Annotated in this window: 17 protein-coding genes and 1 other RNA gene; 8 read left to right on the forward strand and 10 right to left on the reverse strand. The window is 66.2% G+C overall.

From position 1 onward, the window contains the following. Position 1: 1 nt before the first annotated feature. The gene (locus M8312_RS07020; RefSeq protein ID WP_250119651.1) at positions 2-649 is read left to right on the forward strand and encodes a ferredoxin reductase domain-containing protein; all 648 of its coding nucleotides are present in this window, start codon (positions 2-4) and stop codon (positions 647-649) included. Position 650: 1 nt separating this feature from the next. Here the strand turns inward: M8312_RS07020 and M8312_RS07025 are convergent, their stop codons facing one another. The 6 genes from M8312_RS07025 to ssrA form a co-directional block, all read right to left on the reverse strand. Next, the gene (locus M8312_RS07025; RefSeq protein WP_250119652.1) at positions 651-1190 is read right to left on the reverse strand and encodes an NUDIX hydrolase; all 540 of its coding nucleotides are present in this window, start codon (positions 1188-1190) and stop codon (positions 651-653) included. Beyond that, on the reverse strand, positions 1187-1870 hold the full coding sequence (locus M8312_RS07030; RefSeq protein WP_250119653.1) for a TPM domain-containing protein: 684 nt from the start codon (positions 1868-1870) through the stop codon (positions 1187-1189). The genes M8312_RS07025 and M8312_RS07030 overlap by 4 nt, the downstream gene beginning before the upstream one ends. Continuing rightward, entirely contained in the window at positions 1864-2706 is an 843-nt protein-coding gene (locus tag M8312_RS07035; RefSeq protein WP_250119726.1) for a TPM domain-containing protein, read from the reverse strand. Before M8312_RS07035 ends, M8312_RS07030 begins: the two co-directional genes overlap by 7 nt. Positions 2707-2722: 16 nt before the next feature. Further along, on the reverse strand, positions 2723-3322 hold the full coding sequence (locus M8312_RS07040) for a LemA family protein (RefSeq protein WP_250119654.1): 600 nt from the start codon (positions 3320-3322) through the stop codon (positions 2723-2725). 59 nt (positions 3323-3381) lie between these two features. Continuing rightward, complete coding sequence (locus M8312_RS07045) at positions 3382-5436, reverse strand: amidohydrolase family protein (RefSeq protein ID WP_250119655.1); 2055 nt, start codon at positions 5434-5436, stop codon at positions 3382-3384. 95 nt (positions 5437-5531) lie between these two features. Continuing rightward, positions 5532-5873, reverse strand: a transfer-messenger RNA (tmRNA) gene (gene ssrA / locus M8312_RS07050). Between the two features lie 107 nt (positions 5874-5980). Here ssrA and M8312_RS07055 point away from each other — a divergent pair. After that, the gene (locus M8312_RS07055) at positions 5981-6271 is read left to right on the forward strand and encodes a hypothetical protein (RefSeq protein WP_250119656.1); all 291 of its coding nucleotides are present in this window, start codon (positions 5981-5983) and stop codon (positions 6269-6271) included. An 86-nt stretch (positions 6272-6357) separates the two neighbouring features. Then, on the forward strand, positions 6358-7083 hold the full coding sequence (locus M8312_RS07060; RefSeq protein WP_250119657.1) for an NUDIX hydrolase: 726 nt from the start codon (positions 6358-6360) through the stop codon (positions 7081-7083). Between the two features lie 99 nt (positions 7084-7182). Here M8312_RS07060 and M8312_RS07065 read toward each other — a convergent pair whose 3' ends face one another. Together M8312_RS07065 and M8312_RS07070 are read right to left on the reverse strand one after the other, a co-directional pair. After that, positions 7183-7458 (reverse strand): SWIB/MDM2 domain-containing protein, encoded by a 276-nt coding sequence (locus tag M8312_RS07065; protein WP_114228722.1) that lies wholly within the window; start codon positions 7456-7458, stop codon positions 7183-7185. A 76-nt stretch (positions 7459-7534) separates the two neighbouring features. Continuing rightward, a complete protein-coding gene (locus M8312_RS07070) occupies positions 7535-8344 on the reverse strand; it encodes an LD-carboxypeptidase (protein ID WP_250119658.1) in 810 nt (269 codons plus the stop codon). Between the two features lie 46 nt (positions 8345-8390). On the opposite strand from M8312_RS07070, the gene M8312_RS07075 reads away from it, so the two are divergent. The 3 genes from M8312_RS07075 (at position 8391) to M8312_RS07085 (ending at position 10634) form a co-directional block, all read left to right on the forward strand. Then, positions 8391-9782: a Mur ligase family protein gene (locus M8312_RS07075; RefSeq protein WP_250119659.1), complete on the forward strand. Its 1392-nt coding sequence runs from the start codon at positions 8391-8393 to the stop codon at positions 9780-9782. 10 nt (positions 9783-9792) lie between these two features. After that, positions 9793-10146 carry a hypothetical protein gene (locus M8312_RS07080; protein WP_250119660.1) on the forward strand — a complete coding sequence of 118 codons (354 nt, stop codon included), beginning with the start codon at positions 9793-9795 and terminating at the stop codon, positions 10144-10146. Between the two features lie 77 nt (positions 10147-10223). Continuing rightward, positions 10224-10634 carry a 5' nucleotidase, NT5C type gene (locus M8312_RS07085; protein WP_250119661.1) on the forward strand — a complete coding sequence of 137 codons (411 nt, stop codon included), beginning with the start codon at positions 10224-10226 and terminating at the stop codon, positions 10632-10634. A 2-nt stretch (positions 10635-10636) separates the two neighbouring features. Here the strand turns inward: M8312_RS07085 and M8312_RS07090 are convergent, their stop codons facing one another. After that, positions 10637-11188, reverse strand: coding sequence for a hypothetical protein (locus tag M8312_RS07090; RefSeq protein WP_250119662.1), 552 nt, complete (start codon positions 11186-11188; stop codon positions 10637-10639). A 192-nt stretch (positions 11189-11380) separates the two neighbouring features. Further along, positions 11381-11593 carry a hypothetical protein gene (locus M8312_RS07095; protein ID WP_250119663.1) on the reverse strand — a complete coding sequence of 71 codons (213 nt, stop codon included), beginning with the start codon at positions 11591-11593 and terminating at the stop codon, positions 11381-11383. 137 nt (positions 11594-11730) lie between these two features. Between M8312_RS07095 and M8312_RS07100 the strand changes: the two genes are divergently transcribed. Both M8312_RS07100 and M8312_RS07105 read left to right on the forward strand, forming a co-directional pair. Next, complete coding sequence (locus tag M8312_RS07100) at positions 11731-12984, forward strand: sensor histidine kinase (RefSeq protein WP_250119664.1); 1254 nt, start codon at positions 11731-11733, stop codon at positions 12982-12984. After that, entirely contained in the window at positions 12977-13732 is a 756-nt protein-coding gene (locus M8312_RS07105) for a LytR/AlgR family response regulator transcription factor (protein ID WP_250119665.1), read from the forward strand. Before M8312_RS07100 ends, M8312_RS07105 begins: the two co-directional genes overlap by 8 nt. The last annotated feature ends 105 nt before the right edge of the window (positions 13733-13837 follow it).

The raw sequence follows: 13837 nt of genomic DNA on the forward strand, positions 1-13837 counted from the left end.
TGTGACAGCCGCCTCGTCCGCGTCCGCCGCCATCATTGTCGTCCGCGCCGTCGGACCCAGTGCCGCTCAATATCCGGTCGGCAAGTCGCTACCTGACGGTGCTTCGGTGCGCCTGCGGGGTGGCGACACGCTCGTTCTGCTTGATGCCAAGGGCTCCCGCACGCTCAAGGGACCCGGCATCTTCCCGGCTGCCGCGAACGGCAGCGGCGCTGGCGTCAGCAGCTTCAGCGCACTGATGGCCTCGGCCAGCGGGCGCCGCGGCAGAGTTGGAGCGGTTCGCCCGCCGCCCCAGCCACGCCAGCTCTGGCAGGCCAGCAGCGACAAGTCGGAGACCTTCTGCTTCGTCAGTCCCAGCGGCGTGCTCATCCGGCGCGAAAACATCGCTGACGCGAAGACGATTACTGTGTCGGACCTTGCAACCGGCAAGACTGCCCCAGTGCGGTTCGCTGCAGCGCAGCAGATTGTGGAGTGGCCGTCGGCGGTCCCACTGGTGAGTGGCAATCGCTACCGGATTGGAACCGCCGAAACGGTGATGAAGCAGATCGCCGCCGGCGCCAGTTTCGCGGACCTTGGCAGCACGCTGATCCAGAACGGCTGCATGACCCAGCTCGACGCGCTGAGCACCACCACGGCCTACGCCGCCAACTAGCCTAGGCGCCGCCCAGCAGGGCGTCTGCCAGCGGCAGGAGCAGCTTGACGTCCATCGCCACGCCGGCGGCGCGGCGAGCGGCGACGAACGCTGCCAGCTCGTGCCTGGGTACCAGCCGAACGGTGATGTCCTCCTCGCCGGCGACGCCCCCACCCTGCCCGACCCGGCGCACGTCATGCGCGCGGACCAGGGTAAAACTCTCGCTGAGCATTCCGGGCGACGCATGGAAGTCGCCCAGTCGCTCGATCCGGCCCGCGGTAAAGCCCGTCTCCTCCTCAAGCTCGGCGACAGCGGTGCTTTCCACCGTGGCGTTGGGGTCATGATCGCCGACCAGCCCGGCCGGCAGCTCCAGGCACGGGCCGCCGACCGCAACGCGATATTGCTCGACCAGGATCAGCTGGCCATCGATCTCGGCATGGATGACGACGGCGCGGATGCCGCCGACCCGGCCGGCGAACTCCCACTTGCCGCGGGTGCAGGCCTGGACGAAGCGGCCCTTCCACTGGACCTCCAGCGGCGCGGTGTAATCGGGGTCGGTCAAAGCTCGATCAGTTTGTCGGGTATCTCGTTGTGATCATCGGCCGAACGCGGGAAATGCGCGGAAAGCACCCCGCCGACCAGCTCCACCGCTTTGATCAGCCCGTCGGCGGGCCGCCCTTGCCGGATCTCGGCGGTAAGCGCCGTCATCGTCTCGCCCCAGGTCTCGGGCGTAGTCACCGCCATAATCGCTTCGTCGGCGACGATCTCGGCCCGTCGCTCCGCCACCGACAGGTAGATGAGAATGCCGGTGCGACCTTCGGTGCGCCGCTCGGCCGAGGCCTTGAACAGCGCCACGGCGCGGCGCCGGACCCGTCGATGCTTGGTCACGCCCGGCGTCAGCGCCAGCCGCAGTGGTCGCCAGCGCAGGATCAGCAGCACCGCGGTGAACTTCAGCAGACACAGCGCCATGAGGAAGAACAGCGTCGCCCGAAGGCTCGGCGTGCCTGTCCAGTCGCTCCCAAGCAACGTCTCGCGCCACCACAGCAGCCAATTAGGGAAAGCGGCCGCCCAGGCCAGCACCAGGACCAGCGTCAGCACCGCCCATTGCAGGGCGACGTCATGATAAGGGTCGGACTGCTCGGTCACGACCGTGACGATCTCGCCCGCGCTTGCTCCCTCGGCGGCGGTCACCGCGGCGCTGACGCGTTCCCGGTCGGCCTCGCTGATGGCAATGCTTACCATGAACCGCTCGCTCCGCCGCCGCCGGTCGAGCCGCCGCCGCCGCCCCAACCACCGAAGCCGCCGCCACCGCCGAAGCCGCCTCCGCCGCCCCAGCCGCCACCGCCACCCCAGCCGCCGCCTCGCGAGCCCCGGCTCAGGGCATCCAGCCCCCACAGCACCACCCATGGGCTGATCCCGCCGCCGCTGCGGCCACGATAGCGGCGGCCACCGAGCCGGCGGGTGAAGGACAGCAGCACGAACAGGATGACCATTCCCCACACAACCAGCGGCGCCAAGTCACCCGCTTGCGGAGTGCTCTGCTGCTGCCGTTGCTCTTGGGCAATCGTGGCCGCCTGCCGCTGCTGCTCTTCCGGCGACAACTGCATGAACTGGGCGATCGCGCCGACGCCCGCCTTGATGCCGCCAGGATAGTCGTTGCCCTTGAAGCGCGGCGTGATCTGCTCACGGATGATCCGCCCCGCCACGAGGTCGGTGAGAAAGCCACCCGCTCCATAACCGGTAGTGATGCGCACCCGCCGCTCGTTGGGCGCCACCAGCAGCAGGACGCCGTCGTCAGCCTCGCTGCTGCCAAGCTTCCACTCGCGGAACAACAGGGGTGCATAGGTGTCGATGTCCTGCCCGCCGAGACTGTTGACGGTCGCGACCGCCAGCTGCCGCCCGGTCTGCTGCTTGAGCTGGTAAAGCTGCGCCGTGAGCGCCTGCTCGTCGGCGGGTGACAGGAGGTTGGCCTCATCGGTCACCCACCCCGTCTGCTTGGGGTAAGACTGCGCCAGCGCCGGTGCCGCGAGCAGCGCCAGCAACAGGAGGGCGAACCAGCGCCGCAAAGGTGCCGTCAGCGGCACGGGCGGACGATCAGGCGCCGAAGTCGACCTTGGGCGCGTTCTGGGCGCCAGCCGATGCCTCGAACGGCACCTTCGGCTTGGCACCGTAGAAAATCTTGGCGCCGATCGCGTCGGGGAAGGTGCGGATCGTCGTGTTATACTGGCGCACCGCTTCGTTATAATCGCGCCGGGCGAAGTCGATCCGGTTCTCGGTCCCTTCCAGCTGGGTCTGCAGGTCCGTGAAGTTCTGCAGGCTCTTCAGTTCGGGGTAACGCTCCTGGATCATCGGGCCGAGCAGCGGCCGAACGGCGGCCGTGACCTGCGCCTGCGCCGCGTCGAACGCGCGCACCTTCTGCGGGTCGGACAGGTCCTGCGGGCTGAGGTTCACGCTGGTCGCCTTCGCCCGCGCTTCGCTGACGCCGATCAGCACGGTGCTTTCCTGCTTGGCGGCGGCCTTCACGGTGGAGACCAGATTGCCGATCAGGTCCGAACGGCGCTGATAGTCAGCCTGAAGGTCGGCCCACTTGGCGTTGACCTTCTCTTCCGACGTCGGGATCGAGTTCAATCCGCATGCCGAGAGGGTCAGCGCGGCGAGCGGCGCGGCAAGGCCGAAGCGGCGAAGTGCGGTCATCTGTCCATGGTCCCCTGAAACTTCCAAGGTGCCTTAGATAGATGACACACTTTGCGCTTTCAATTGGCGACGACCGGTCGTCCGCTGAAGCCCGCCGCTTCCCGAAGCGCGTCGCCGTCCATCAGCACCCCGTCTAGCACCACCTTGTCGACCTGCCGCAGCGCACCGAGGTTCGCCTCCGCGTCGCCATCGACCAGGATGAGATCGGCGGTCTTCCCGGGCGCCACCGAGCCGACCCGGCCATCCATGCCGGTCATCCGTGCGGGGATGATGGTCGCGGTCTGCAGCGCTTCGGCGTTGGTGAGGCCGGCCTGCTGATAGAGCTCAAGCTCACGGACAATCTCCAGGCCATAACCGTCGGTGCCGGCGACGACCCGGACGCCCGCCTGGTGAAGCCGCCCCACCAGGCCGACCATCTTGGCGAAGCTCTTGCGGAAATCGTCGCGGGTGAGGTTGGCGAACAGAGGATAGCCGGAGATCTTCCAGCCACGCGCCACGGCCGGCGGAGCGACCGGGGCATAAGGGGCATATTCGGGCGAGATGGCGCTGCCGTCCGAGGTCATCAGCGGCTCCCACACGGTGAGCGTGGGATCGACGATGGTCTTCCGCTTCGCCAGTTCCGCGTAGAAGGCCTTCATCGCCGGCGAGTCGAGATCGACATCCTTGCCATACTGGGCTGGCCCCTCCAGCCTTGCGGCGGTGTTGGCCTTGTCGACCACCGACTGCGGCATGGCCTGCATCATGATGAAGTTGATGTGGGTGACCTCGTCATAACCGGCGCGCACCGCATCGAGCGGCCGCATGCCGGCCGGTACGTGGCCGTGGACGTGGAGACCCAGCTTGTGGGCCTCGGCAGCGCCCGGAGCGATCCACGCCGGATTCATCGAGGTGTAGAATTTCACGCCCCACATGCCCGCGGCCTTGATCTTGCGCACCGCGGCGATCGTCTCCTCCGCGCTGTTGACCGTCAGCGCGCCCTGCGCCGCCAGCGGATCCTTGCGATCGACGATCACCGACACCTTGCCGTCGGGCGCCAGCAGGTCTCCGGCCGCCCGCCGCTTGAAGATGCTCTGCGCGTCCTCGATCAGCGATCCGGGGCTGCGGTAATTGGTGATCCCGGTGGCGACATTCTGGATGAGCTCGAAGTCGTCACCACCGACATGGCGATGCGAATCCCACAGGCCCGGAAGCAGGGTCTTCCCGCGCCCATCGATCACGCGTGCGCCTGCGGGAGCACGGAGCGACCCGCCCGCTCCGACCGCCGCCACCTTCCCGCCGGTCACCAGCACGGCGCGGTCGGGGAGGTATCGTCCGCCCACCGAATCGAACAGCTTCACGTGGTCGAACAGGGTCGGGGCGGCATTGGCCGAGGCCAGGAACCGGTGAGAAACGTCACGCACCAGCTTGGCGGTCTCCTCCTCGCCGATTGCCTTCAGCCGCTCGGCATTGCCCTCATATCCTTCTGGCAGCAGGCTGATCTGCCCGGCCGAACCGAAGAACTTGTTGTCGGCCGTCAACCAATAGGGTCGCGGCGCGAAACCGAACCCTTCGGTGAAGCCAAGCTTGATCGTCTCCGGTCCCTTGGGGCCGGTGATTTCCACCGAGCGCACGATCCGCAGCCGGCCCTTTCCGCCCGGCAGCAGCTCGACCCCACGCTCACCGGCGGCGAGCAGTGCCGAGGCGTCATCGACCCCATCGAACCAGGGGCCACCGTAGCTGCTGTAGCGCTTGGTCCCGAAGGGTGCGGAGCCGCTGTCGACGGAGGTTTGCCAGTGCGCGATGCCCGCGGGATCGACGCTGAAATGTTCGGTCGCGTCACCGGAGTCGGTGTAGCCGCGAACGTCGATCGCCACCGGCCGGCCGTCGGGCCCCAAGGTCGTGACCTCGTCCACCTCGGTGATCCAGCCACGCAGCGACATCGACATGCGCGAGGCAATGCGTCCGTCCGGCAGTGTCCAGACCCAATTGTCGCCGTGCTTGCCGGCCTTGGAAGAGATAGTGAAATGGCGCGCGGTCGGCGGGGGAACCAGCAACTGGTCCTTGGTCGCCGGAGCGGCGGAGGCCGTGACCGAGACGCCCGCCAGCAGCAGTGCGCAAACAAGCTTCTTCACCATCGCTTCATCCCCCTTGAGATGAAGCGAAGAGTGGCAGCTATCCGCCGTTTAGGGAAGGTGGGAGGCTTCTGTTGCCCGGCGCCTCCCGTGCCGCTGGAATCCCCTTCTGTTGCCCGGTGGGGTCCAACCGCGCTTTTGTCCTTGTAACTTAGTCCGTTGAGACCTTGTTACGCGGCAATCGCAAGAGCCTCGTTATCGTTGGCACTTGTGTGAAGAACGGTTTTACGGCTCGCTCACGCCGACTGGCAGCCCAATCTTTATTGCACCCGTCGATCCTGTTTCGCCCCCATCAGCAACGACGTTTCCCGTCGCTGGTGGTGGAGGCGCCGGGGTACTGCCCCCCGGGTCCGAAGTGCCTATTCCAGAAGGCGATCTACCAGCATAGCCGGTTGCCCGGCCCCTCATATGTAGGCCTTTGGCGCCCGCTTCTCAAGCACGGCAGTGAATAAGCTTGAGCGGAACCGCGCGGACGGTCTGGCGTTGTGCCGCGCCAAGCGGGTAAGAGCACTCCGCTTAACGAGCAGATACGAAGGGGACTATTTCCATGAAGAAGCTGACTTTCGCCGTTGTCGGCGCCGCCGCGCTCGCGCTCGCCGCCTGCGGTGGCAAGGGTGACGACAAGCTGGGCGACAACGTTCAGGCCAATTACGACAACGCCGCCGAGAACCTCGACATGATGGCGGACAACACCGCCGACGCGAATGCGGCCGACTCGCTGCACAACCAGGCCGACGCGCTCAAGGCCGAGGGTGACCGTAAGGCGGACGCGATCGACGATGCCGACGTGAACGCGCAGAACAGCGCCGAAGCCGCTGCGGCCGTCAACGCGATGTAATCCGTCGCCTCGGCGACAGATGGAAAGGCCGGTCCGCTCGCGGGCCGGCCTTTTTCTTTGGGGATCGGGGGTCTACGTCGGATGCGATGGAAGACGACGCGATCCCGGCCGCCACCCTGGTGGTGATGCGCGACATGGCGAGCGGGCCGCCCGAGCTGCTGATGGTCACGCGGACCAGCCGCATGGCGTTCGCCGCCGGCGCCATGGTCTTTCCAGGTGGCCGGATCGACGCCGCGGACCGCGAGCTGGCCGACTCTCATGAGGATGCCGCCCGGGTTTGCGCCATCCGCGAGACGATCGAGGAGACCGGGGTGCACGTCGGCCTTGTCGACAACCCGCCGGACTCGCTGCAGGATGAGCTTCACGCCGGCAGGCCTTTCTCAGCGCTGCTGAACCAGCATGGTGTCGGGCTCGACCTTCAGGCGCTTGTGCCGTTCGCGCGGTGGAAGCCGACCTTCAAACACACTCGCCGGTTTGACACCTTGTTCTTCCTTGCCCGCGCGCCCGCAGAGGTGGGCGACCTTCGCCCCCAGGCCGGCGAGTGCGAGAGTGCCGAATGGGTCAGCGCAGCGCAGGTGCTGGAACGGGTGGCGGCGGGCCGTGCCGCCGCCATCTTCCCGACCATCCGCAATCTCGAGCGGCTGGCGCAGTTCGGATCCTTCGATGAAGCAGCCGCCCACGCCGCGGCGCACCCGGTGCAAACGATCAGTCCCTGGATCGAGGATGCGGAGGGTGAGCAGTGGCTGCGAATCCCGGATCACCTTGGCTATCCGGTAACTCGGGAGCGGTTGAGTTCGGCCATGCGAGGCTGAAATCAGCCTGAATAGCGCCCCGCGTGCCCTAAGCCGCGCAAAAGAAAAGGGACCTGCCCGGCCCCGGGCAGGTCCCTTGTTCGAATACGCCGGTCTGTCTTACGACAGATGCTTGGACAAGTGCTTGTTCATTTCGAACATGGTGCAGCGATCCTTGCCGAAGATCTTCTTCAGCTTGTCGTCGGCGACGATCTCGCGCTTGTTCTGCGGGTTCTGCAGATTGTTCTTCCGGATGTGATCCCACACCTTCGAGACAACTTCGCTGCGCGGCAGCGGGTTGCTGCCGACGATTTCCGCCAGATCCTTCGACGGTGTTACCGGGCGAGCCAGGCCGCCCCCCGCTTTACGCCCAGTCCCGCTCGCTTCTTTAGCCATGAGGCCCTCCTGTTGTTCCTCTCTCGGTAGAGCGCAAAGCGAAGCGCCGCGCAATAGCTGTTCACAAGAGGGGAAATCAGCGTCCCGCGACTGGAAACGGGACGACCTTGTTGTCGGCATCATGACCGATGTCCGCACGGCCAAGGTAAGGAATGCCGGAGCGCCCGCACCAGTCGCGAACGATCGCCTCCTCCTCTGCTCCGAACGGCCGATCATTTTCCGGTACGGCGCAGCGGCCGAGGCGGATTCCGCCGCAGCTTCGCACCGTCTGGGAAGAGGTGACGTGGAACATCATCCGGTCGATGCGGTAATGCTCTTCGTCCACTTCCTCGATGAGGATGTCCCGGCCCGTGAAGGACGGCTCGACCGCTGTGCCAAGCAGGCAGGAGAGAACCGTGAGGTTGAACGCCATGCTTGGTCGGGAGAGCCCCGGCTCGAGAGACGATGGGTCGTCCCGCACCAGCCAGTCGAGCGCCCGCGTGATCGCCGCCTCGCCCCCCACCCGCAGCACGTCCTGCGCCATTGGCCCATGCGCCACCTGGCATCCGGCGCGGTGGAGCGCCGCGAGCATGAAGCCCGCATCGCTATATCCGAGGAATTCCTTGGACCGGGCCTCAACCGGAAGGTCGCGAACGGCGGCGGCAGCGATCCGATTGGAACCGTATCCTCCGCGCGCGAACCACACGGCATCGACCGCGGGGTTAGCCATCACCTCGCGCACGGCCTCCAGCCGTTCAGAGTCGGAGCCGGCAAAATGACCGTCGGTCAGGAAGCATTGCGGATGGATCAGCAGCTCGCAATCGCCGCGCGCAGCCGCAAGCGCGCTGACGCGCTCGGCCGCTTCTCGCTTCAATGGGCAACTCGGCGCGACCAGCGCGATCCGCATGGCTTTTCCTTTGTCTTGCGACGCCCTCACCAATAGGGCTGCGGACATGAGTCAATCCAGCTACTTCTTCTGTGGGGTCGGGGGCAGCGGCATGTTGCCGCTCGCCTGCATCGTTCGCGCTCAGGGTCACCGCGTCGCAGGCTCGGACCGCGCGCTTGATGCCGGTCGACTTGCGCCCAAGTTCGACTTCCTGCGTTCGCTCGGCATCCAGCTGTTCCGCCAGGACGGCTCGGGCCTCACCGAAGGCATGATCCTCGTCACCTCAGCCGCCGTGGAAGAAACCATTCCCGACGTGATCCGCGCCCGGGAGCTTGGCCTTGCGCACCTCACCCGGCCTCAGCTGCTCGCCCAGTTGCTGAACGCCGCCCAGCGCAGCGTCGCGGTGGGCGGAACCAGCGGAAAGTCGACCGTCACCGGCATGATCGGCTGGATCCTGTTCGCGCTCAACCGTCAACCAACCGTCATGAACGGTGCGGTGATGAAGAACTTCGTTGCCCCTTCAGCTCCCTTCGCCAGCGCGCTGGTCGGCGATCCAGAGCTGTTCGTCAGCGAGGTCGACGAAAGCGACGGCTCCATCGCTCTTTATCGGCCCGAGGTCGCCGTCCTCAACAACGTCAGCCTCGACCACAAGGAAATGGACGAGCTGCGCCATCTCTTCGGCGGGTTCCTTCACCGGGCCCGGGTCGCCGTGGTCAACCTTGATGATCCGGAATCGCGGATGCTTGGCGAGCAGCTCGGCAATGCTTCGGGGTACGGCTTCGACAGCCCTGGCGCGGCTGTAATCGGGCGCGACCTTCAGCTTGGCTCCGATGGCTCGACCTTCATGGTCGAGGCGGACGGCCAGCGCTGGCCAGTGCAGCTGTCCGTGCCTGGGCGGCACAATGCCTCCAATGCCCTGGCGGCGCTGGCGGCCGTGCGCGCGCTCGGTGTCCCGCTCGCCGAGGCCGCGGAGGTCATCGGCCGTTTCGCGGGGCTGAAGCGGCGTCTGGAGACGGTCGGAACCGGCGGGGGCGTGACCGTGATCGACGATTTCGCCCACAATCCCGACAAGATCGCCGCCACCCTCGCGACTCTCGCGTCGCGTTCGGGGCGCAAGCTGGTCGTCTTCCAGCCGCACGGATACGGTCCGCTGGCGAAGATGGGCGACGAACTGGCCGCGACATTCGCACAGGGCCTTGGTGCTGGCGACCTGCTGATCCTGAGCGACCCCGTCTACCAGGGCGGCACCGTCGACCGGACGCGCGGATCGGACTGGCTTGCCGAAGCCATCCGAAGGGCGGGCGGCGAAGCGGAGCACATCGCGGCGCGACCCGACATTGCCGCACGGCTGCTGGCCGAAGCCCGCAACGGCGACACGATCGCCATCCTTGGTGCTCGCGATGACACGCTCAGCGAATTCGCCGCCGACCTTGTCGGGAACCTCGCCGCGCGCTCCTGATTGTGCCCGCATGAGGATATCAGGGTGGAAACTCGATCGAACCGAACGTGAGCGGCTCTTGGCGGAGCACCCGCCGCGTTACGCCAAGGCGGTGGCTGACCACGTCACTCTCAAGCCGTTCAACCTCGCCCCGCACGAGGTGAAGGCATCGATTGTTGGCCGAATCGACGACGAGAGCGGCGTTGAGGCAATGGTGGTCGCGATCGACGGCAGCGTCGACCGTCCGGACGGGTCCATCTACCACATCACCTGGTCGCTGGCCGACGGGCGCGATGCGCGCGAAAGCAATGACGTCCTGAAGGAGCGGGGCTGGAAGGAACTGGACCATCCCATTCCGGTGACACTCACGCCCGCGCGCTTCTGATGGCGGAACCGCACCTGTTTTTGGATTGCGATGGCGTCCTGGCCGATTTCGAGGCCGGTGCGTGCGAGGCGTTGGGCATGGACCTCAAGTCCTATGAGCGGCGATACGGTCCCAATCGCTTCTGGGGCCGGCTGGCGAAGACGCCCGACTTCTACGCAACGCTGCCACTGATGCCGGACGCCATGCTGCTGTTCGATGCGGTGAAGCATCTCAAGCCCACCATTCTCACCGGCCTGCCGCTCGGCAACTGGGCGGCGCCGCAGAAGGTCGCCTGGGCCGCCGAGCATTTTCCCGGCGTGCCCATCATCACCTGCATGGCTCGTGACAAGTACCGTCACATGACCGGCGCCGACATTCTGGTCGACGACACGCTGCGGCACCGTGCCAAGTGGGAGGATGCCGGCGGCATCTTCATCCACCACACAAACGCGCGGACGAGCCTTGGAGAGCTCGCCCGCTTCTACCCGTCGATTGAGATGCCCGCCTGAGCTCAGGCCGCGGCGGCGATGTCGATCTTCTCGACCCACTCCGGCCAGAACACCGGCTCGCGGTTCGACCAGCCCGGCGCAGTGGCCGCACTTTCGCTGATCGACTGCAGCAGGCTGCGGCGCCGGTCGGGATGGAGGTGCGGCAGCGCTGCGGCCGCGCAGAAGGCTGCGGGCAGCCACGGCCGAACGCTCGCGCCGAGCAAGCGCTCATAGAGGAAGCGGAATGCCGCGAAATTGAGCAGGCGATCCTGGCCGAGGTCGAATGCCGCAACCGTGATCAGCGCGCCCATGAACGGGTCGATCGTATCGAGACCGCTGTCATCAGGAATCTGGAGGCGGAGCGCTTCGAGCTGCTTGTAGATGCAGCTCTGGGCACGGATCGAAGCGGCTTCGCCCTCATCCCGGGCCCAGCACCCAAGCGCGTCACGGCGGCCGTAAGCCACATCGAGCGAACGGCGTACGTAGCGCTGCGTCGCCTTTGGAAAGGCGGCGAACTCCTTGATCTCGCTCAACAGCAGCGCACCGCCAGCAGGTTGGCTGTTCCGCGTGCTCATCACCCCGACTCCTTTACGCCTGTCGGGACCTTGCGGCACATCTGGTTGCGCAATGCTTAACCAAGATCCCATCCCCACTCACATTGAATCAGAGGCATGGGTCTTCATCAAGGAGCGATCGCAGCAGCTCATCGCAAGCCGTGGAACCGTCACTCAAATGCAACGCGTCAGCACTTCACCTTGACCACCTTCTCACCCGGGAAAACCGGACGAGGGCACCGGATCATCATTCTGTCCCGGCTGCGCCGCGGCCGGCGGATCGGACGCGTCCATCGATTCATCGCTGCCAACATCGGCCTTGGCGTCGAGGTCGTCGGGGTTCTTGCGCAGCTTCCGCTCGAGTTCTCGCTCCGGGTCGCCGGACAGAGTGGCGGGAGGCGTGCTCGTCTGCTGGTTGTTGGACATCCGCTCTTCTCCTGGAATTTTGCAACCGTAACGAACGCGTGCGCACCGCCGTTCCGTTCGACCAGTCGGCCCCTCATTTCGGCAGGCGGACGAGCGGGCGTTGCATGGCCCGCAAGGCAAGCGCAGATTGCCGGGCGATGAACATGCTCTCCGCCGTCGACATTCCGATCGAATCGCTCGATCCACCGGGCGCCCGCCGCTTTGGCGACCTCAAGCGCGCGATCCTCCTGATTGTCGGTTTCTGGCTGGCCTATGCGCTGACGGTGGTCGCGCGGGCCTTCCTTGGCGACGATCCGCTAACCGTGCTCGAGAACAAGCTGGTTACCCTGGCCGCCGGCATGGTCCTGACCTTCACGGTCTACTGCGCCATCCAGTTCTTCGCGCCGGGTCCTGGCCTCGGCCGCAAGGCGGTGGTGGCGCTACTCGGCTCCGTGCTTGCCGCCGCCGCCCTTGCCACGCTGCTGGTCGCGACGGAGGGCCATCTGAAGAGCAGCAAGGAGGAGACCCGCTTCCAGACCCGCGAAGGCTTCGTGGTTGTGCAGAAAGGCGATCAGGTCCGCATCGAACGCCGCGCCACCGACCCGGTCATTCTGACCGCGCCGCGCATGAACGAGCTGAGCGAACGCGACCGCCTGCGGTTCACGGCCGACACGACCGTCGTCTGGCTGTTCTTCTTCATCGCCTGGAGCGCCTTTTATCTCGCCTCGGTGAGCCAGCGGCAGGCGCTGGCCTTGTCACGCCGCGCCGCTCAGGCCGAAAGCGCGGCGCAGTCGGCGCAGGTCCGGGCGCTTCGTTATCAGGTCAATCCGCACTTTCTGTTCAACACGCTGAACAGCTTGTCCTCGCTGGTCATGGCCGGGCGGGCGCAGGAAGCGGAGTCGATGATCCTCAAGCTATCGACCTTCTTCCGAACCAGCTTGTCGCTTAATCCGACCGCCGACGTCACGCTAGCGGAGGAGATTGAGCTCCAGCGGCTATATCTCGACATCGAGAAGACCCGCTTTCCGCGCCGTTTGAAGGTCGACATCGACGTCCCCGCGCAGCTCAGCCATGCCCTGCTGCCGGCCCTGATCCTGCAGCCGGTCGTCGAGAATGCGATCAAGTATGGCGTCTCGGCGACCCGCGACAAGGTGACGTTGCGCATCGCCGCAACCGAGCCGAAGCCAGGCCAGCTGCAGATCGAGATCACCAATCGGGGCGGCGTGGCCCTCAAATCACCGCGCCAGCGGACCCAGCCCGATGGCACCGGTGTGGGTCTGACCAACGTCAGCCAGCGGCTCGCCGTTCGGTTCGGGTCTGAAGCCCGCTGCGTATTTGGCCCCTTGGCCGAAGGTGGCTATCGAGTAGTGATGACCCTCCCGATGACGAATGATTCCGGCAAGGATGGATGACCAAGCCCTGAGAGTGCTCGTCGTCGACGACGAGCCGCTCGCCACCGAACGCCTGCAACTGCTGCTCGCCCGCTGCGATGGCGTCGACCTCGTCGGCACCGCCTCCGACGGGGAGGGCGCAGTGCGGATGAGCGAGGCGCTTGCGCCCGACCTTCTGCTGCTGGACATCGCCATGCCCGGGCTGGACGGCATCGACGTTGCTCGAGCGCTGGCCGAGCGACGGCCCGCCCCGGCCGTCGTCTTTGTCACCGCCTTTGACCAGTTCGCGGTGGCCGCCTTTGAGGTTGAGGCGGTCGACTATCTGATGAAGCCGGTTGACCCTGCTCGCCTTGAGCGGGCGCTGGACCGCGCGCGAGACCACGTCCGCCGTATCGCTGCCGCGCCGCATGCAGGCCAGGAAGCCGCTGACCGGGGCCGTTACCTGGAGGAATTCTGGGCCTCCGACCTGAGCGGCCTGGTCCGCATTGCCGTGAAGGACATTGACCGCGTCTCGGCCGAGCGGGACTACATGCGGTTGCACGTCGGTCCACGCAGCTGGCTCATCCATCACAGCATGGCGGCGCTGGAGGATGGGCTCGACCCCGAGCTGTTCGTACGGCTTCATCGCTCCGCCATCGTTCGGCGGGACTTCATCACCGGGTTCCTGCGCAATCCCTCCGGCCGGTGGATCGCCCGCCTTGCAGACGGGACGGAGCAAGCCGTCGGGCGCCTTTACGCGGACAGCGTGCGCGCCATCGCCGGCCGCTGATCCGGGTGGATCGGCGACCGACTTGGATACCCTCGGGAAAGAGGTGACGGAACGAGTCCCTGCCGGTCAGAAGACCTGAGCAGGGTCCTGCCCTCGCTCCGTCAC

The sequence above is a fragment of the Sphingomonas sp. KRR8 genome (assembly GCF_023559245.1).
GTDB lineage: Bacteria > Pseudomonadota > Alphaproteobacteria > Sphingomonadales > Sphingomonadaceae > Sphingomicrobium.